Origin of the sequence: Yersinia sp. 2545 StPb PI (genome assembly GCF_052217125.1) — a bacterium.
GTDB lineage: Bacteria > Pseudomonadota > Gammaproteobacteria > Enterobacterales > Enterobacteriaceae > Yersinia > Yersinia enterocolitica_E.
Genome location: NZ_JAZGPY010000001.1, coordinates 2,531,957 through 2,551,336, shown reverse-complemented (window position 1 = coordinate 2,551,336; position 19,380 = coordinate 2,531,957). Strand labels below are relative to the sequence as shown.

The window sequence follows — 19,380 nt, the reverse complement described above, 5'->3', positions numbered from 1 at the left end:
GATGAGAATGTGTGGTCGCGGGGCGATAGGCTTGGCATAATCACCGCTGATTTCGCCCGGAAGAGAACGCGTGACAGACGATTTTGCAACAGACGGCGCATTAGCGCAGGCCATTACAGGTTTTAACCCCCGAGAGTCTCAGCGCCGAATGGCGGCGGCCATCAGTGAATCTATTGATGCCAAACAACAATTGGTGGTAGAGGCAGGTACCGGTACTGGTAAAACATTTGCCTATTTGGCGCCCGCACTGCGTGCTGATTGCAAAGTGATTATCTCCACAGGTTCGAAAGCGTTACAAGATCAGCTCTATTCGCGTGACTTACCCACGGTAGCGACTGCTCTCAAATACAAAGGGAAGCTGGCCTTATTAAAGGGGCGCTCAAACTATCTTTGTCTGGAACGACTTGAACAGCAATCATTGGCCGGGGGTGAATTAGCCAGTGAGACATTGGTTGATTTGGTTCGTTTGCGTGGCTGGTCAGCCGAAACCATCGATGGTGATATCAGTACCTGTGGCCAGGTGGCTGAGGATAGCTTTGTCTGGCCGTTGGTCACCAGTACCAATGATAACTGTCTGGGTAGTGATTGCCCGCTGTATAAAGATTGTTTTGTGGTCAAAGCCCGCCGTAAGGCGATGGATGCAGATATAGTGGTGGTGAACCACCATCTGTTCTTGGCGGATATGGTGGTGAAAGAGAGCGGTTTTGCCGAACTGATCCCCACCGCAGATGTGATGATTTTCGATGAAGCCCACCAGATCCCCGATATTGCCAGCCAATACTTTGGTCAGCAACTGACCAGTAGACAACTAATGGATTTGGCAAAAGATATTATTATTGCCTATCGCACCGAAGTGCGTGACTCCGCTCAATTGCAAAAAAGCGCCGACCGTCTGACGCAAAGCACGCAAGATTTCCGTCTGGTGCTCGGCGACCCGGGATATCGCGGCAATTTACGTGATGTACTGGAACAACCGGCGATTCAGCGGGCGTTGCTGTTGCTCGATGATGCGCTGGAGTTGTGTTATGACGTGATGAAGCTTTCCCTTGGCCGTTCAGCCATGCTGGATGCTGCTTTTGAACGTGCAACGGTGTATCGCAACCGCCTTAAGCGTTTAAAAGATGTCACTACACCCGGCTACAGCTATTGGTATGAGTGTAATTCACGCCATTTCGTACTGGCGTTGACACCGTTGTCGGTTTCTGATCGTTTTCGTGAGCTGATAGAAGAAAAACCGGGAAGCTGGATTTTTACCTCTGCCACACTGTCGGTTAATGATCAGTTATCACATTTCACCTCAAGGTTGGGGCTAACGAACGCCAAAACGCTACTCCTGCCCAGTCCGTTTGATTACGCCAATCAGGCATTACTCTGTGTGCCACGCAATTTGCCTTCGGCAAATGAACCTGGGGCTGCCCGTAAACTGGCGGTGATGCTAAAGCCACTGATTGATGCCAATAAAGGGCGTTGCTTCTTTTTGTGTACCTCACACCAGATGATGCGTGGTTTAGCCGAAGAGTTCCGCGCCAGCATGACGCTACCTGTTTTGGTGCAAGGCGAAACCAGCAAGGGGCAGTTGCTGGCACAGTTTGTAGCAGCAGGCAATGCACTGCTGGTGGCGACCAGCAGTTTCTGGGAAGGGGTGGATGTGCGGGGCGACGCGTTATCTTGTGTCATCATCGACAAATTGCCGTTTACCTCACCGGATGACCCTTTGTTGAAAGCCCGCATCGAAGATTGCCGTCTACGTGGTGGTGACCCGTTCAATGATGTGCAATTGCCTGATGCCGTTATTACCTTGAAACAAGGTGTGGGGCGTTTGATTCGTGACATCGACGATCGCGGCGTGCTGGTTATCTGTGATAATCGCCTGGTGATGCGCCCTTATGGCGCGATGTTCCTTAATAGTCTCCCGCCAGCACCCCGCACCCGTGATTTGGCGAAAGCCATCGCTTTTCTCAAGCAACGCGATTAAGGGAAAAGCGAGGAGGGGTGTGCTATCATGCGCGCCCTGTATTGAATTCATACTCTTTTCCTGCCGAGGTTGGCATGTCCACGCGAATTTTAGCGATCGATACCGCAACAGAAGCATGTTCTGTTGCATTGTGGAATAACGGCGAAGTTCAGGCGTTGTTTGAGCTTTGTCCACGGGAACACACCCAACGAATATTACCGATGGTGCAGCAAGTACTGGCTGAATCAGGTTTATCACTGACGCAACTCGATGCATTGGCCTTTGGCCGTGGCCCTGGTAGCTTTACCGGTGTCCGTATTGGTATCGGTATTGGTCAGGGATTGGCTCTGGGCGCAGACTTACCAATGATAGGTATTTCCACCTTACAGACCATGGCTCAGGGGGCATTCCGTCTGACAGGCGCGTCTCGCGTATTGGCTGCGATTGATGCCCGCATGGGGGAAGTCTATTGGGGTGAGTTTGAGCGTGACGCACAAGGCGATTGGCTTGGTGAACAGACTGAGGCAGTAATGACGCCGGCACAAGTCTTGGCACACGCGCCATCACTGAGCGGCCATTGGGCCACAGTAGGCACTGGCTGGCAGACGTATCCTGATCTGGTTAGCAGCGATAACGTGGTGCTGGCTGACGGGCAGATGCTACTGCCGCAGGCAGAGGATATGTTGCCACTGGCATTATCATCATGGGCGAACGGGCGGATGGTGAGTGTGGAAAATGCCGAGCCAGTGTATCTGAGAAATGAAGTGACCTGGAAAAAACTGCCAGGCCGTTAGAACTGAACTGCGCCACGGAAATGTGAAAAATTAACGATATAGCAACTTGTCATCCTGTTTAGAGTCTAAAATATTCAGATAGCTATAGATATGATAAGGAGCAGCACACTATGGCGATAAATACGTCAGCAACTCAATCTATAAAGAATAGAAGCCGTAAATGGACGTGTGGCTGGCTAGGATTGGGCGTTTTGCTTCTGTCCGGCTGTGTTACTGTCCCGCCTGCTATTCAGGGTACCACTGCGACGCCGCAGCAAAATCTTAATTTGGTTCGAACCGATCCGAAGGTCTTTATAGGCCAGGAGGCGCGTTTTGGTGGGACCGTCATCAATGTGGCCAACGAAGCGCATCGCACCCGGCTCGAAATTGCCAGCGTACCCTTAGACTCGGGTGCCAGACCTATTTTGGGGGAGCCGTCACAAGGGCGAGTGATAGCCTATGTTAATGGTTTCCTTGAGCCAGTTGATTTTCGTGGTCACCTGGTGACCGTGGTTGGGCCGATTACCGGTGTTGAAGCCGGTAAAATTGGGATGACGCCGTATGACTTTGTGGTGATAAATGCCACAGGTTACAAACGTTGGAATCTTGCACAACAAGTGATGATGCCACCGGCAATGGGCCCGTGGGGTTACCACAACCCTGGGATGTGGGGGCCGGGATGGGGTGGTTGGTACAACCCGGGACCAGCACAGATTCAAACTATTGTTACGGAGTAGGTAGTCTGACCGGTTTCAATTGCTGCCAGATGTTAGGGTGTAATGGCATGAAGGGCGCTGAATTCAGCGCCTTTTTTACGTCGATAAAATATAAAAGATTATATAATCAAAGAGTTATGGTTTTAAATGCTAAAAATCGCCTGTAATATTTTGATTTTATTGAATTTTAATGGGCGGCATTGGCTGCCTTAGTTATTTTTGAGATCTCGGCGCCAGAAAATAGTGACGTATATCCCAACCTCAAAATTGTTTGAAAGCAAACTGGTAAGCTGAGTTAAAATATTGTTAAAGTTCTGGTGTGAATTTGCGTCTTACTCTGGCGATCAATAATAATTTCAGGAGTGCTACCTTGGAAAAAGTATGGCTAAAGCGTTATCCGGCAGATGTCCCCGCAGAGATTGACCCGGATCGCTATTCTTCTTTGGTGGAAATGTTTGAGAACGCCGCACTGCGTTATGCGGACCAACCTGCGTTCATCAATATGGGGGAGGTGATGACCTTCCGTAAGTTGGAAGAGCGTAGCCGTGCTTTCGCCGCCTATCTACAGCAAGGTTTAGGGTTACAAAAAGGTGACCGTGTCGCCTTGATGATGCCCAACTTGCTGCAATATCCCATAGCTTTGTTTGGTATTTTGCGTGCGGGTATGGTGGTGGTGAATGTTAACCCGCTGTATACCCCGCGAGAGTTAGAGCATCAACTGAATGACAGCGGAGCTGTGGCAATCGTTATTGTCTCCAACTTCGCTCACACGCTGGAAAAGATCGTTTTTAAAACCCAAGTCAAACATGTCATCTTAACTCGCATGGGTGATCAGTTGTCGACGGCCAAAGGGACGCTGGTTAATTTCGTGGTGAAATACATCAAGCGACTGGTACCGAAATATTATCTACCCGATGCTATTTCGTTTCGCACTGCGCTACAAAAAGGTCGCCGTCTGCAATATGTTAAACCGGATATTATCAATACTGACCTGGCATTTTTGCAATATACCGGAGGTACGACGGGGGTGGCGAAAGGCGCAATGCTGACACACCGCAATATGCAGTCGAACCTGGAGCAGGCGAAAGCGGCTTATGCACCTTTGCTGCAACCCGGCCACGAGCTGGTGGTCACGGCACTCCCCCTCTATCACATATTTGCTTTAACCATGAACTGCCTGCTGTTTATTGAGTTAGGTGGGCGCAGTTTATTGATAACCAATCCGCGTGATATTTCGGGAATGGTAAAAGAGCTAAGTCGTTATCCATTCACCGCCATGACGGGTGTAAATACGTTATTTAATGCTTTGTTGAATAATGAAGAGTTCACCAAGTTAGATTTCTCCACACTGCGCCTTTCTGTGGGTGGCGGCATGCCAGTGCAGAAAGCGGTTGCTGAACGATGGGAAAAACTGACTGGGAAACATCTGCTGGAAGGTTATGGTTTGACCGAGTGCTCGCCGTTAGTGACGGGTAATCCTTATGATTTGAAACACTACAGTGGCAGTATTGGTCTGCCTGTCCCTTCTACCGATGTTCGGCTGGTGGATGATGAGGGTAACGAAGTTGGATTGGGCGAACCGGGTGAACTATGGGTGCGTGGTCCGCAAGTTATGTTAGGCTATTGGCAGCGGCCAGAAGCGACGGATGAAGTGCTGAAAGACGGTTGGCTGGCAACTGGCGATATCGCAACCCTTGATGAACAAGGTTTTTTACGTATCGTTGATCGTAAAAAAGATATGATTCTGGTCTCTGGTTTCAACGTCTACCCCAATGAGATTGAAGATGTGGTAGCGTTACATCCGAAAGTGCTGGAATCTGCTGCGGTTGGCGTGCCTAATGAGGTCTCTGGCGAGACGGTAAAACTGTTTGTCGTGAAAAAAGATGCCTCACTGACACCTGAAGAGCTGCTAACCCATTGCCGCCGCTACCTTACAGGGTATAAAGTACCGAAAATAGTAGAGTTCCGCGACGAGTTGCCGAAATCGAATGTCGGCAAAATTTTACGTAGGGAACTGCGTGACGAACAAGTTAAGGCTAAAGGTAGCAACCAAGACGCAGCCTAACTTAACAGCGTCACTCAATCATCATCAACAACGCCGGTCATCGCCGGCGTTGTTGTGTTTGTCATAGACTAACGACCAAGAGAATCACGTTTTGAATTATCAGTTGATCACGACCAATAGTGCGTTGCAGCAGGTCTGCGAACAAGCCCGGACACATGCTCATGTCGCGCTGGATACGGAATTTGTCAGAACGCGCACCTACTATCCTCAGTTGGGCCTGATTCAACTGTATGACGGTGAACAACTTTCACTCATAGACCCCTTGCCCATCACTGAATGGCAACCTTTCAGTGAGCTACTGCAAGATTTGAATGTGGTGAAATATCTGCATGCTGGTAGCGAAGATCTCGAGGTGTTCTTAAATGCCTTTAGCCGGATGCCAACGCCGATGATTGATACTCAGGTATTGGCGGCATTTTCTGGCCGAACCCTGTCTTGCGGTTTTGCCATGCTGGTAAATGAGTTTGAAGGTGTTGAGCTAGATAAAAGTGAATCACGTACCGACTGGATTGCCCGTCCACTCAGTGAAAAACAGTGTGATTATGCCGCCGCTGATGTTTTCTATCTGTTACCTTTGGCAGCTAAATTAGTGGAAGCCACCGAAGCTGCTGGGCGAATGGATGCAGCGATAGATGAATGCCAACTACTGTGTCGCCGTCGCAGTGAAACACTTGACCCTGAGCTGGCCTACCGTGAGATAACCAATGCCTGGCAGTTACGTGGCCATCAGTTGGCATGTTTGCAGAAGCTGGCGGCATGGCGCTTGCGTCAGGCGCGTGAGCGTGATCTGGCGGTTAACTTTGTCGTGCGTGAAGAGAATCTGTGGCAAGTCGCCCGTTATCAGCCAACCTCGCTGGGTGAGTTAGATTCCCTTGGCCTGAGTGGGCAGGAGATTCGCTATCATGGGCGTACCTTGTTGGCGCTGGTGGCTGAGGGGAATGCTGTAACGGAAGAGCAGCTGCCGCAACCGGTAGCTAACCTGATCGACCAACCCGGCTACAAGAAAGTCTTTAAAGATATTAAAGCGTTGATCCAGTCAGTCAGTGAACGTAGTGGACTGAGTAGTGAGTTACTGGCGTCACGTCGTCAAATAAACCAATTACTCAGTTGGCATTGGAAACTAAAATCAACTGACACTCAGCCTGAATTATTAAGTGGCTGGCGGGGCGATTTGTTGTCTACGGAATTGGCTGAGATTTTGAAACAGTATTAATCGATATTCAGAGTGGGGTGGGCTTCACTCTGGGTGTTTCAATTTTAATTCATAAGTACTTTATGACTAATTGAAATAGAGATTAAGATTTTTCTTGTTTCAGTGACAGATATATTGAATAGCACAGTGGGCTGGATATATATACAGTTAACTAAATGAAAGTACCCCCTGTAAATAAATACAGGGGGTAGTTATTGCGAAGAAATCATTTAGGCGTTTCTTCCGTTTCCGGTAATGTCACGTTAAGTTCAAGTACCGAAATATCATCCCCTTTCTGCTCGAATTGCACATGCAGCATCTCAGGATCGATCTGTATATATTTACAAATAACCGCCAAAATATCGCGTTTCAAGTCAGGCAAATAATGGGGCTCACTGTCCCCACGACGACGCTCAGCGACGATAATTTGCAGCCGTTCCTTGGCTATATTGGCTGTCGGTTTTTTGCGGGACAGAAAAAAGTCTAACAAAGCCATGGTTTATCCCCCAAAAAGGCGTTTCAGGAAGCCCTTCTTCTCTTCTTCGATGAAGCGGAAGGGGCGTTCTTCTCCTAGCAAACGGTCAACGGTATCGTCATAAGCTTTACCGGCATCTGACTCTTTGTCCAGAATCACTGGCTCGCCTTGGTTCGAGGCGCGCAATACAGATTGATCTTCTGGAATAACGCCAACCAGTGGGATCCTCAGAATATCGAGGACATCTTCCATGCTAAGCATATCGCCGCGATTAACACGCCCAGGATTGTAGCGGGTCAACAGCAGATGTTCTTTAATTGGATCCTGGCCATTCTCTGCGCGGCGCGACTTGGAGGACAGTATCCCGAGGATGCGGTCAGAGTCACGAACCGAGGAGACTTCAGGGTTAGTGGTAATAACGGCTTCGTCAGCAAAATAGAGCGCCATCAAAGCGCCGCTTTCGATACCCGCAGGGGAGTCGCATACCACAAACTCGAAATTCATATCGCCAAGATCGTTTAAAATCTTTTCAACACCCTCTTTGGTCAGGGCGTCTTTATCGCGCGTCTGAGAAGCCGGTAAAATGTACAGATTATCTGTACGCTTATCTTTTATTAATGCTTGGTTCAAAGTGGCATCACCTTGAATCACATTAACAAAATCATAAACTACCCGGCGTTCACATCCCATGATCAAGTCTAGATTCCGTAGGCCGATATCGAAATCGATAACGACGGTTTTTTTACCTTTTTGGGCCAAGCCGGTTGCGATAGCCGCGCTTGATGTGGTCTTGCCAACGCCCCCTTTACCCGATGTAACAACAATAATGCGTGCCATGAAATGGATTCCTTGTCAAAAGGGCTTAATTTAAAGGTTGTATAGTTAATGCGTTATCCAGCAGATGCAGACGTGCGGCCTGACCAAAATACTCACGCGGGATCTGGTCACTTAACCAGTACTGCCCCGCGATAGAGACGAGCTCAGCGCCTAAATGTGTGCAAAAAATCTGGCATTGGGCATCCCCGGATGCACCTGCTAGCGCACGGCCTCGCATCATTCCATAGATATGAATATTGCCATCGGCAATTAATTCAGCACCGGCACTGACACTGCTGATAACAATCAAATCGCAATTACGGGCATAAATCTGTTGGCCGGAACGGACAGGTGTGTTGATGATACGTGTCTTGGTCGGCGCGTTTTCCGGCGGGCTGATAACGGTCTCGGGTGCCATTTTCTGGCCTTTACCCTCACTCAATAACGGCAAACCTGCACGTGCTATCGCCCGTTTTTGACGCTCATCCTGACAACCACTGATGCCAACAATACGCAGACCTGCTGAAGTGACAGCCTGTTGGAGATCTTTCCAGTTAGCACCGTTTGGTAACGTTGCAACGTTAATCACAACAGGGGCGTTTTTCAGGAAAGCGGGGGCTTGATCCACCTTTTCCTGCAATGCCTGACGGATTACCTCCGGTCGTGAATCGTGTAAATGAACGACCGATAGGGTAAAACTACTGCCTTTTAACTCAATTGGCGATTGTGACATCTATCCTGACTCAGTTTCAGCTACGTTTAATCCCCAAAATACCACTCGGGGTACAATATTCTGATGTTCCCAAGCATGTTATAGGTAATATAAAGATAAATCTATCCGTATCAATATATTGAAATATTAAGGTCATAATGACTTCAATCTGACAAGAAATTACAGCATAACTTCCGCTTATTCGCTAGCCCTGACCTGCCTATATTTGGCGGTTATCACTCCCACCGTTAAATTGTGTATTTTTTCAACAAGCAAACATGCTGATGGCGGGTTTGACGTCGCCCATAAAAGTGACCATTTTTAATCAGAGATGAGTCATTTTTTTATCAGATGAAGTTGTTTTTTATAAAATAGAGTAATGACTCACCATTATTATCACTTTCAAGATGATGAAATAGAGATATTGAGTGTGGTTATTATCGACTTAGTGAAATACCTCACACTATTATTTCAGAGAAATCTCACCCAGTAATCTGTGTATCACCACATTGCCGCTGGCATGGGTAATTAAAGCTGAGTGATAAATGGCACTAATCAGTGCTATTTTTAATGATTCTATATTGAGAATGATAATCATTTTGTGATATTTTGCGGTTTCTGCATCAATCTATCTGAGGAACATCAACGATGAAAAGGAATTTCATCCCACTATCATTTATCTGTGTTATGGCTTTACCTGTTGCATTTACTGCATGGGCTGACTTTGGCTACCACGCCGAAATCCCAAAAGACAGTAAGGTTCCCACCGATTATCTTGAAAAACGTAAGGCGCTTGGATCGGTGGCGCCAAGTGCTGAGTCATGGCAAAAGCAATTGGATGAGGAGAAAGCGCGGATAGATGCCGAAGCGGCAAAACGGGAAAACGAAAAGCAGGCTAAATGCCAACAGCAAGAACATTACCCAGCTCGGCGCGCCGAAAATGATAAACGTCAATATGCTGTATCTGATCCCTGTGCTAGCAGTATAGGCATCAATATCTATTGATATCCCAGGCATCTGAGCCAGGCTAGCGTGTTATAATACTATGCTAACTATACCCGTAATACTTCAAGCTGCATGTGCGTTGGCCGCCTTCTTGTAACTCGAATGATTTAGGGTATATACAGTCTCATTATTGAATTCATCAAATAGAGTCCAAACATGCTGTGTGCTATCTATAGAAGCCCGAAACGGGATCAAACCTACCTATATATTGAAAAGAAAGATGATTTTTCCAGGGTGCCGGCTGAATTACTTACCAGTTTTGGCAAGCCGCAATTTGCGATGCTGCTTTCATTAAATGAACGCAAAACGTTGGCGACAGCGGATGTCGAGAAGGTAAAAAGTGCACTCATTGAGCAGGGTTTTTATCTGCAAGTCCCACCGCCACTCGAAAGTTTGTTGAAAATGCACTTGGGCGATACTACCGTATAACGTTGATTTTCATCAAAATTACCTACCGTGATGGCATCCATCACAACCCTAAGGTGGATGTCCATGTATCAGCCCCGGTTGATTTTATATTTCCAGCTTCCTCTCTGGTTGTTGTTTTACACAGGAATGCGTCGATGAAATTGTCAATGATTGCAGTTGCTCTGGTGACGCTCATCTCAGTGGGATGTGCCAATAAAAATGCTGCGGCCCCGATTGCGGCACCAACACCAGCAACCGCGCCACCAACCATGCTGGATTCACCACCGGCTGCGGCCAAGAACAGTACTAAAATGACATTATCCCAGCAAGGGCGTGATCCGGCGCAGTTTCCTGCTTATGTCGAACAATTAAAGGCCCAAGCTCGTGCAAAGGGGATCAGCGAGGCTACGCTTGATAAAGCGTTTGCCAATATTCATTTTGTTGACCGAGTCATTCAGTCAGACCGCAATCAGTTAGAAAAGAAAGTCACACTGGATGATTACCTGACCAGAGTTCTGACAGAGGCGAAAGTCGCGCAAGGTAAAGAGATTTATCAGCGCTATCAGCCTCAGTTATCACAAGTTACTGCGCGCTATGGTGTGCCTGAGCGTTACATCGTGGCGCTGTGGGGCATGGAAAGTGGGTTTGGCAAGTTTCAAGGTAAAGAGGATGTCATCTCTGCCTTATCCACCATGGCATTTGAAGGGCGGCGTGAGGCATTCTTCACTAAAGAGCTGATAGCTGCATTGCAAATCATTCAGCAAGGCAAAGTTGATGACCCCGAGTTGAAAGGATCATGGGCTGGTGCGATGGGGCAGAGTCAATTTATGCCTAGCTCTTTCCTGACCTATGGCGCTGACGGGGATGGCGATGGGAAAATTGATATTTGGAATAATATCGATGATGTCTTTGCTTCGACAGCTAACTATCTGTCTACTGAAGGTTGGAAACCGGGTGTTGATTGGGGCCAGGAAGCGACGCTGCCCGAAGGATTTGATATTAAGCTGGCGGGCTTAAAAGACAGCCAAGCCAAAAGCGTCGCCCAATGGCAGCAACTCGGGGTAATGGCGATACCCGGCGGTAACTTTGCCAACTCAGATCTCCGGGCTTGGGTCATCGTACCTGATGATGTGCAAGGGCGGGCGTTTCTGGTTTATGATAATTTTCGTACCATTATGCACTGGAACCGTTCTTACTATTTCGCTATTAGTATTGGTATGATGGCAGATAGCGTAAGTCAATAATGTCTGCGAACACCTAATCGTGGTATGACTTGGTTGTGTCGCTGCGGCAAGAGCCAATCAAGATGTAAATTCAGACAGGATGTTAATTCAGGAGAGGCAGTATGTATCAACATAGAGACTGGCAAGGGGCTTTGCTGGATTTTCCAGTGAGTAAAGTGGTTTGCGTTGGCAGTAACTATGCCGAACATATTAAAGAGATGGGGAGTACTGTGTCAGTTGAACCGGTGCTGTTTATTAAACCTGAAACAGCGCTATGTGATATTCGCCAGCCGGTATCGATCCCGAAAGAGTTCGGTGAGGTTCATCATGAAGTAGAATTAGCCGTTTTGATCGGTACTCCGTTAAAACAAGCCAGTGAAGACCGAGTGGCACGCGCAATCGCCGGTTACGGTGTCGCATTGGATTTGACACTGCGTGAGCTGCAATCTGGCTTGAAAAAGGCTGGTCAGCCGTGGGAGAAATCGAAAGCATTTGACGGTTCTTGCCCGATTTCCGGTTTTATACCGGTGGCGGAGTTTGGTGATGCGCAACAGGCTGACTTATCGCTTATCATTAACGATGAGGTCCGTCAGCAAGGCAACACGCGTGATATGATCACCCCCATCATTCCGCTAATCAGTTACATCAGCCGTTTCTTTACTTTGCGTGCTGGCGATATCATTCTGACGGGCACTCCACAGGGCGTCGGGCCGATGAAATCAGGCGATATGCTGAAAGTTATGCTAAATGGTAAAACGTTGAGTACCCGCATAATCTAAGAGCATCGCTGCCGCTTATGCCATCAGGCTGGGCGGCAACACTTGCATCTGACCGCCAAAGCGTCTATAACGACCCGCTCATTTATTCACACCGGATACCGATATGTCACAACTTCCTTTTTGGCAACAAAAAACACTCGCTGAAATGTCAGATAGTGAATGGGAATCACTGTGCGACGGATGCGGCCAATGTTGCTTGAATAAACTGATTGATGAGGACACGGATGAAATCTATTTCACCAATGTGGCCTGTGATCAGCTCAATCTCAAAACCTGCCAGTGCCGTAATTATGAGCGCCGCTTTGAATTAGAAGAAGACTGCATCAAGTTAACCCGAGAGAATTTGGTAACGTTTGAGTGGTTGCCACCCACCTGTGCTTATCGGATGGTGGGCGAGGGGCGTGGCCTGGCGAGTTGGCATCCACTGTTAGCCGGTTCAAAATCTGCGATGCACGGTGAGCGGATCTCGGTACGCCATATTGCCGTACGTGAGAGCGAGGTTATCGACTGGCAAGACCACATTTTGAATAAACCGCAGTGGGCCAGATAACCATTGATATATATGTAATTTATATTGAAGCCTCTCAGACAACAGATGCCTATTCAGACGCCAGATATGGCATACTAACGCCGAAATTTAACCAAGAAACTTAATAAAATGAAATATTCAACGTTGGCCGCTGTTATCATCGGCATATCTGCTACTTTAGGTAGCATTTCGCACCAGGTTCAGGCCGCTGGGGCCTCATTGATAAATCTTGATTGTAAATTGAAAGAGGGAGGCAGCCTGACCGCAGTGTTAGACGGCCCGAATCAGCAATTGACCATTGATAAATCAGTGTTCCAGTTTGTAAAAGTTAATCCAGAAGGTCAGGGCGAGGCGTTAATATTCCAAAATGCCAACAGCCAGGAGCAAGTTATTGCTTCTCTCAATATTTCGGCGCTGCCAATCCGTTTGGCGGTGGTTGATGGTGAGCAGGCTAATCAGTACATTTGTACCCATACCACAGCTTAACTAGTTTATAATCGAATTAAAATGAGGCTGCCTTATGGTGGCCTTTTTTCGTTGTATGACCATTTATGGCTGTAAATTTGATTAAACCACTGGATGGATTAGTCCTTAGTCGACGCTGAAGTTACCCACAAAGTAGTAATGTGAGTCCTCCATCTGGAGAGTTAAATAGCTTGATTGATAACACCGCGATAGTTTCTGCTTCTGCAATTATTGAGAAGGGTGCGGTGATTGGTGCGAATGTACAGATTGGTCACTTTTGTTACATTGGTTCTCAAGTCACTATTGGTTCCGGCACGGTGCTTAAATCGCATATTGTAATTAATGGTATTACCGAGCTTGGATGTGACAATAATATTGGACAATTCTCCTCTATTGGAGAGGTTAATCAGGATCTTAAGTACCAGGGGGAGCCTACCCAGGTTATCATTGGCGACCGCAATTTGATTCAGCAAAATGTCACGATACACCGTGGCACGGTTCAAGGACACGGTATAACACGTATCGGTAATGACAATAGTCTGATGAATCATGTGCATATTGGCCATGACTGCATTATCGGTAACCACTGCTTATTGGCGTCGAATGTAGGATTAGCCGGACATGTAGAGGTCGATAATTTCGCCATTATCTGCGCGGCCAGTGCTGTGCACCAGTTTTGTGTTATTGGCACCCATGCCTTGGTCAATGAAAGCGCCTGCGTGGTGCAGGATATCCCCCCTTATGTGATTGCGGGGGGTAATCGTGCCGTGCCGGTGGGTATCCGAGCAGCAGGAATGGGGGACGACTGGTTGAACAGTGATGATTGCCAAGCGGTTCAAAACGCCTATCAGCTTATTTACCATACCGGTAAGTTGGTGGCGGATGTCAGTCAGGACATTGAGGTTTTGGCCAGAGAATGGCAAATACTTCAGTCTTATAAATCTTTTTTCTCTCGCTCAGCGCGCGGGATCATCCGTTAATGCACTGTCATCCAAAAGAAATGGCACCCTGAGGTGCCATTGTCAGATAAAGATATGTTTGAAATTATCGACTAAACAGGTCACGTCTTTTCGGTTTAACGAATTGGCTGATCAGCACCAATACGCCAATCAATAAGTATGCAGCAAAGATACCGACCAACCATTGCGGCATTTCTAATGACATAAATGCCCATTGTTTTACCGAGCAATCACCACTGGCAACAAAAATAGCGGGCAGCCATTTGTCTAGTGGCAGCCATGACGGGAAGCTGACAAAGAAATCACAGGTCGTGAACGGTGAAGGATGGAGTTGCAGCATAGTGTGTACCCAGGCTAGCTGAACACCGCGCCATGCGCTGTAGATCCAGATAAAGATTGCCAGGTAGCGCAAGGGCGATTTAGGTGCAATGGCACCCAACAACGATGCACCGAGAATACCGAATAACGCAGCACGTTCGTAAATACACATTACACAAGGCTGTAACAACATCACGTGTTGAAAATAGAGTGCGACCAATTCTAGTGCAAGTGCAGTCAGGGCCATTAAAAGCCAAGCACCGCGCCCTTTAGAGCAGCGGTTAAGGAATTGCAACATATCTTTATTTTCCATGCAGTAAGCAATTGTACCGGCAGTGTAAACCAATTCATCTTTGCTGCCAGCCACCCAAAGGTAAAATTAGGCAAAAATCAGCTCTTTCTCGCGCGTGACAAGTTATCACAAGCCTGAATTTTACTTTGGGTGAGATATTTGGTTTGTTTTGCCAGCCCATAATCCCTCGAAGCTAATAACAGCCCCCGCGGCGACCAAAAGTGTAGGGCTGGCAGATACTATAATGCAAGCGATCAATGTGTGATGCTAGCTCCGGCTGCCAGATGAGGCAAACTTATCCAGCCACTTTGCATCATCCATTCGGTTATTGGCACTAATAAGTACTCCACGCCTAACAGACCGACGAGGGTCATCACAATAGTATAGGGGAGTGCCATATATACCATGCGCCCATAAGAAAGACGAATTAAAGGGGCCAGCGCGGAGGTTAGCAGGAACAGAAAAGCGGCTTGACCGTTCGGTGTGGCAACTGAGGGGAGGTTAGTCCCGGTATTGATGGCAACAGCCAATAACTCAAATTGCTGAAGCGAAATAATACCGTGCTCAAATGCAGTGCGCGCCTCATTGATATAAACCGTACCGACAAATACATTGTCGGATACCGAAGAGAGTAAGCCATTAAACAGATAAAACAGTGATAACTGTGCTGATGGTGAAGATTGTAAAACAAACTGAATAATCGGTGAGAAGAGGCTCTGCTCAATAATGACGGCAACCACGGCAAAAAACACCGTGAGTAGGGCAGTAAAAGGCAATGCCTCCTGAAATGCCTTACCCAGTGCATGTTCATTGGTAATTCCGCAGAGGGAGGTGGCGAGTATAATCACCGATAATCCGACCAAGCCTACCTCGGCTAAATGCAGGGCCAATGCGAGCACCAACCAAACACCGATCAAGGCCTGAATCAGAAGCTTCACTTTCTCTTGCTTGCTCCGTTTCGCACTGGCTTGTTGATCATAGTCAGTCAAAACCTGACGAACGCGCTCGGGAAGCTGTGCACCATAACCAAACAGTTTAAAACGTTCTACCAGCAGACAAACCAATAATCCGCAACACAGGACGGGTAACGTCACGGGCAGCATGCGAATAAAGAAGTCGGTAAAGTTCCAACCGGCACTCTTAGCGATAATCAGGTTCTGCGGCTCGCCAACCATGGTCATTACGCCACCCAGCGCAGTACCCACACCCGCATGCATCATCAGGCTACGCAAGAAAGCGCGGAATTGCTCCAACGTTTTACGGTTTTCCTGATTATCGATCCAACTGTCGTCGGTGATATCTTTATCGGTATGGTTTGATGCAACATGATGATAGATAGTATAAAAACCAACAGAAACACTGATAACCACGGCGATTACAGTTAAGGCATCAAGGAATGCCGAAAGGAAGGCAGAGGCGACACAGAAGGCTAATGAAAGAACGATTTTTGAGCGAATGTTCAGCAGCAGTTTGGTAAATACAAACAGTAATAACTGCTTCATGAAATAGATACCTGCCACCATAAACACCAACAACAGCAGCACTTCCAGATTATTAGCAATTTCTTCTGCCACCTGATGTGGGCTGGTCATACCGATGGCAACGGCTTGAATGGCCAATAAACCCCCCGGTTGCAGTGGGTAACATTTTAGCGCCATAGCCAGTGTAAAGATAAATTCGACCACCAACATCCAGCCAGCAATAAATGGGCTGACAAAAAAGAATACCAGTGGGTTAATAATGAGAAACCCGATAATTGCCAGCTTGTACCAATCAGGTGAATTCCCCAGAAAATTCTTGAGTACAGCTTGTCTAATGGTCATATCCATTGTGAGTTACAGTCTCCTTATTAAAATTATTATGGTGCAATTACTGCCTAAAGTTACATTTTACCTTACGTCATTGCTCTAAAAGCAATACGTATAATCTGTACATCATTCCATCTGCGCAATTTTTGCAACTTTATGACTACTTTCACCATTTGTTCGGTCCTGATGCTATGTCACGATAGCGTCGTCTGGTATGATGAGCGCACTAAATTGCTGATATGTATCGCTACGGAACGTCAAAAATATGGTTATAAAGGCGCAAAGTCCTGCCGGTTTCGCGGAAGAGTATATTATTGAAAGTATTTGGAATAATCGCTTCCCTCCAGGCACTATTTTGCCCGCGGAGCGTGAACTTTCAGAGCTGATTGGAGTGACTCGCACTACATTGCGTGAAGTGTTACAACGCTTAGCCCGCGATGGCTGGCTCACTATTCAGCATGGTAAACCGACGAAAGTAAACAATTTTTGGGAAACGTCTGGTCTTAATATTCTGGAAACACTGGCGCGGCTTGACCACGACAGCGTGCCACAATTGATAGACAACTTACTGGCAGTCAGAACAAATATCGCTACCATCTTCGTTCGCACGGCAATCCGTAATCATCCAGAGAAAGCACAGGAAATCCTGGCACAAGCTCAAACAGTTGATGATCACGCCGAGGCTTTCACCGCACTGGATTACGGTATTTTCCGTGGTTTGGCTTTTGCTTCGGGTAACCCTATTTATGGGTTGATCCTAAATGGCATGAAAGGGCTTTATACCCGGGTTGGGCGTTACTATTTCTCGAATCCTGAAGCCCGTAAGCTGGCACTGACTTTCTACAGCAAACTGTCAACGCTGTGTGATGAAAAAGCCCATGATCAGGTGTCAGAGTGCCTGAGAGCATACGGTAAAGAGAGTGGTGCTATTTGGCACAGCATGCAGGGCACGATGCCAAGTGATTTGGCCGAAGCACGCCGTTAGGCGAATATCGCGTAAAATTGCAACGCAAAAGGGGCATTAAATGCCCCTTTTTCATGGCAAGATGTAGCGCAATAGCTCGCGCGGTTATCCACCTCGTCTGCCCTGTGCTAGAGCTTATTGGCTCTTGGCGGCACGCTGTCGAGTAGCTCAATCGAGCCATCGTCATTCAGTTGTTCCATATGAATATCAAACCCCCATAGCCGGTGAATATGTTTCATCACTTGCTGACGGCTCTTATCCAGTGGTGCCCGATCATGAGGAATATAGCGCAGGGTCAGGGAGCGGTCTCCGCGCAGATCAACGTTCCATACCTGAATGTTTGGTTCGTGATTACTCAAGTTATATTGAGCAGACAATTCATTACGTATAGCCCGATAACCTTCTTCATTATGAATGGCTGAAATCTCCAGATAGTTATGCTTATCATCATCCAGCACGGTGAATAGCCGGAAGTCACGCATTACTTTCGGTGATAAGAACTGGCTGATGAAGCTTTCATCCTTAAAGTCGCGCATGGCAAAATGCAACGTATCCAACCAATCTTTACCGGCGATATCCGGGAACCAATAATAGTCCTCCTCCGTCGGTGATTGGCAAATACGCTTGATATCTTGGAACATGGCAAAGCCAAGGGCATACGGGTTAATACCGTTGTAATAAGGGCTGTTATACGGCGGTTGATACACAACGTTGGTGTGGCTGTGCAAGAACTCCATCATAAAGCGGTCAGTGACCTTACCCTCATCGTACAGATGGTTAAGAATGGTGTAATGCCAGAAGGTGGCCCAACCTTCATTCATCACTTGTGTCTGTTTTTGTGGATAAAAATATTGGCTGACTTTGCGGACTATTCGCAGCACTTCGCGTTGCCATGACTCCAACAGCGGAGCATTTTTCTCCATGAAATAGAGCAGGTTCTCCTGCGGTTCACTGGGATAGCGTTGAGCCTGGGCTTGGACTTCCCCTCGATCCTTGCGCGGTAGGGTTTTCCACAACGAGTTGACCTGACTTTGCAGATACTCCTCGCGGCTTTTCTGCCGGGCGGTTTCCTCCACTAAAGAGATCTTTTGCGGACGTTTATAGCGGTCCACCCCATAATTCATCAGGGCATGACAGGAGTCGAGTAGCCGCTCTACTTCTTCCACCCCATAACGTTCCTCGCATTCACTGATGTAATGACGAGCAAACAACAAATAATCCACTATCGAACTGGCATCGGTCCAGGCTCGAAATAAGTAATTATTCTTAAAGAAAGAGTTATGTCCATAGCAGGCGTGAGCCATGACTAAGGCTTGCATGGTAATAGTATTTTCTTCCATTAAATAAGCGATGCAAGGATTGGAGTTAATCACAATCTCGTACGCTAATCCTTGCTGACCGTGCTTATATTTTTGCTCTGTTTCGATAAATTTCTTACCAAAAGACCAATGGGTATAGTTGATAGGCATACCGATACTTGAATAGGCATCCATCATCTGTTCGGAGGTAATAACCTCTATCTGGTGGGGGTAAGTATCTAGCCGGTAATGTTTTGCCACCCGGTCTATTTGGTCCAGATAGACCTGCAACAATTCAAATGTCCAGTCTGGGCCGTCAGTCAGGCGCTTATCTTGCGCGGTTTGTTTCGGTGTTGAAGTTGTCATAGCGCATCCTCACGGTTTTATAACCCTGCAAAATACTGGTCACTTCAATAATCCTAGCTCAAGATTAACAAGTTGAGGCATGGCAAGACCTTATGTCAATGAATATCCGCCATCTTTCAAACAACAGGTAGGTTGACTGCCGGTTCGTACCAGAATCATTGCTGTCGTATCAGTCTGTACGATTAATTGTATTTTATAGATTATTATTCTGATTTATTGGTCTAATTGTGGAATATAAAACTAGTAAAAGAGTCTTGCGCAAC

19 protein-coding genes are annotated in these 19,380 nt (G+C 47.2%); 13 read left to right on the top strand and 6 right to left on the bottom strand.

The genetic code is table 11. The annotated features are described in order from the left end of the window. Positions 1-70 precede the first annotated feature (70 nt). The 5 genes from V1955_RS11805 to rnd all read left to right on the top strand — a co-directional run bounded on the left by V1955_RS11805 (position 71) and on the right by rnd (position 6,721). Entirely contained in the window at positions 71-1,975 is a 1,905-nt protein-coding gene (locus tag V1955_RS11805) for an ATP-dependent DNA helicase (RefSeq protein WP_102970416.1), read from the top strand. A gap of 74 nt (positions 1,976-2,049) precedes the next feature. Continuing rightward, positions 2,050-2,748, top strand: coding sequence for a tRNA (adenosine(37)-N6)-threonylcarbamoyltransferase complex dimerization subunit type 1 TsaB (gene tsaB / locus V1955_RS11800; RefSeq protein ID WP_083163669.1), 699 nt, complete (start codon positions 2,050-2,052; stop codon positions 2,746-2,748). Positions 2,749-2,858: 110 nt separating this feature from the next. Then, the gene (locus V1955_RS11795) at positions 2,859-3,464 is read left to right on the top strand and encodes a Slp family lipoprotein (RefSeq protein WP_083158989.1); all 606 of its coding nucleotides are present in this window, start codon (positions 2,859-2,861) and stop codon (positions 3,462-3,464) included. Between the two features lie 349 nt (positions 3,465-3,813). Next, positions 3,814-5,508 (top strand): long-chain-fatty-acid--CoA ligase FadD, encoded by a 1,695-nt coding sequence (fadD, locus tag V1955_RS11790; RefSeq protein WP_083158988.1) that lies wholly within the window; start codon positions 3,814-3,816, stop codon positions 5,506-5,508. Positions 5,509-5,599: 91 nt separating this feature from the next. Further along, positions 5,600-6,721: a ribonuclease D gene (gene rnd, locus V1955_RS11785; RefSeq protein ID WP_083158987.1), complete on the top strand. Its 1,122-nt coding sequence runs from the start codon at positions 5,600-5,602 to the stop codon at positions 6,719-6,721. Positions 6,722-6,926: 205 nt separating this feature from the next. On the opposite strand, the gene minE is transcribed toward rnd, so the two are convergent. Genes minE through minC form a run of 3 tightly spaced genes read right to left on the bottom strand, consistent with a single transcriptional unit; the run spans position 6,927 to position 8,724 of the window. Continuing rightward, the gene (gene minE / locus V1955_RS11780) at positions 6,927-7,196 is read right to left on the bottom strand and encodes a cell division topological specificity factor MinE (protein WP_002211180.1); all 270 of its coding nucleotides are present in this window, start codon (positions 7,194-7,196) and stop codon (positions 6,927-6,929) included. A gap of 3 nt (positions 7,197-7,199) precedes the next feature. Continuing rightward, the gene (gene minD, locus V1955_RS11775; protein WP_005190923.1) at positions 7,200-8,012 is read right to left on the bottom strand and encodes a septum site-determining protein MinD; all 813 of its coding nucleotides are present in this window, start codon (positions 8,010-8,012) and stop codon (positions 7,200-7,202) included. Positions 8,013-8,037: 25 nt separating this feature from the next. Next, entirely contained in the window at positions 8,038-8,724 is a 687-nt protein-coding gene (gene minC / locus V1955_RS11770; RefSeq protein ID WP_442820921.1) for a septum site-determining protein MinC, read from the bottom strand. Between the two features lie 627 nt (positions 8,725-9,351). On the opposite strand from minC, the gene V1955_RS11765 reads away from it, so the two are divergent. The 7 genes from V1955_RS11765 (at position 9,352) to lpxA (ending at position 14,092) form a co-directional block, all read left to right on the top strand. After that, positions 9,352-9,708 carry a hypothetical protein gene (locus V1955_RS11765; RefSeq protein ID WP_372569133.1) on the top strand — a complete coding sequence of 119 codons (357 nt, stop codon included), beginning with the start codon at positions 9,352-9,354 and terminating at the stop codon, positions 9,706-9,708. 156 nt (positions 9,709-9,864) lie between these two features. Beyond that, positions 9,865-10,137 (top strand): YcgL domain-containing protein, encoded by a 273-nt coding sequence (locus V1955_RS11760; protein ID WP_083158984.1) that lies wholly within the window; start codon positions 9,865-9,867, stop codon positions 10,135-10,137. Positions 10,138-10,271: 134 nt separating this feature from the next. Next, positions 10,272-11,360, top strand: coding sequence for a lytic murein transglycosylase (locus tag V1955_RS11755; protein ID WP_193784667.1), 1,089 nt, complete (start codon positions 10,272-10,274; stop codon positions 11,358-11,360). A gap of 101 nt (positions 11,361-11,461) precedes the next feature. After that, positions 11,462-12,118: a fumarylacetoacetate hydrolase family protein gene (locus V1955_RS11750; protein WP_083158983.1), complete on the top strand. Its 657-nt coding sequence runs from the start codon at positions 11,462-11,464 to the stop codon at positions 12,116-12,118. A gap of 103 nt (positions 12,119-12,221) precedes the next feature. Next, positions 12,222-12,668: a YcgN family cysteine cluster protein gene (locus tag V1955_RS11745; protein ID WP_005190942.1), complete on the top strand. Its 447-nt coding sequence runs from the start codon at positions 12,222-12,224 to the stop codon at positions 12,666-12,668. A gap of 108 nt (positions 12,669-12,776) precedes the next feature. After that, on the top strand, positions 12,777-13,133 hold the full coding sequence (locus V1955_RS11740; RefSeq protein WP_083158982.1) for a hypothetical protein: 357 nt from the start codon (positions 12,777-12,779) through the stop codon (positions 13,131-13,133). Between the two features lie 170 nt (positions 13,134-13,303). Then, positions 13,304-14,092 carry an acyl-ACP--UDP-N-acetylglucosamine O-acyltransferase gene (gene lpxA / locus V1955_RS11735; RefSeq protein ID WP_372569880.1) on the top strand — a complete coding sequence of 263 codons (789 nt, stop codon included), beginning with the start codon at positions 13,304-13,306 and terminating at the stop codon, positions 14,090-14,092. Positions 14,093-14,156: 64 nt separating this feature from the next. Here lpxA and dsbB read toward each other — a convergent pair whose 3' ends face one another. After that, positions 14,157-14,687: a disulfide bond formation protein DsbB gene (gene dsbB / locus V1955_RS11730; protein ID WP_032907594.1), complete on the bottom strand. Its 531-nt coding sequence runs from the start codon at positions 14,685-14,687 to the stop codon at positions 14,157-14,159. 248 nt (positions 14,688-14,935) lie between these two features. Further along, the gene (gene nhaB / locus V1955_RS11725) at positions 14,936-16,510 is read right to left on the bottom strand and encodes a sodium/proton antiporter NhaB (RefSeq protein ID WP_083158980.1); all 1,575 of its coding nucleotides are present in this window, start codon (positions 16,508-16,510) and stop codon (positions 14,936-14,938) included. Between the two features lie 244 nt (positions 16,511-16,754). Between nhaB and fadR the strand changes: the two genes are divergently transcribed. Beyond that, positions 16,755-17,474 carry a fatty acid metabolism transcriptional regulator FadR gene (gene fadR / locus V1955_RS11720; RefSeq protein WP_083158979.1) on the top strand — a complete coding sequence of 240 codons (720 nt, stop codon included), beginning with the start codon at positions 16,755-16,757 and terminating at the stop codon, positions 17,472-17,474. A gap of 107 nt (positions 17,475-17,581) precedes the next feature. Here the strand turns inward: fadR and V1955_RS11715 are convergent, their stop codons facing one another. Beyond that, positions 17,582-19,117 (bottom strand): SpoVR family protein, encoded by a 1,536-nt coding sequence (locus V1955_RS11715; RefSeq protein WP_083158978.1) that lies wholly within the window; start codon positions 19,115-19,117, stop codon positions 17,582-17,584. Between the last annotated feature and the right edge of the window lie 263 nt (positions 19,118-19,380).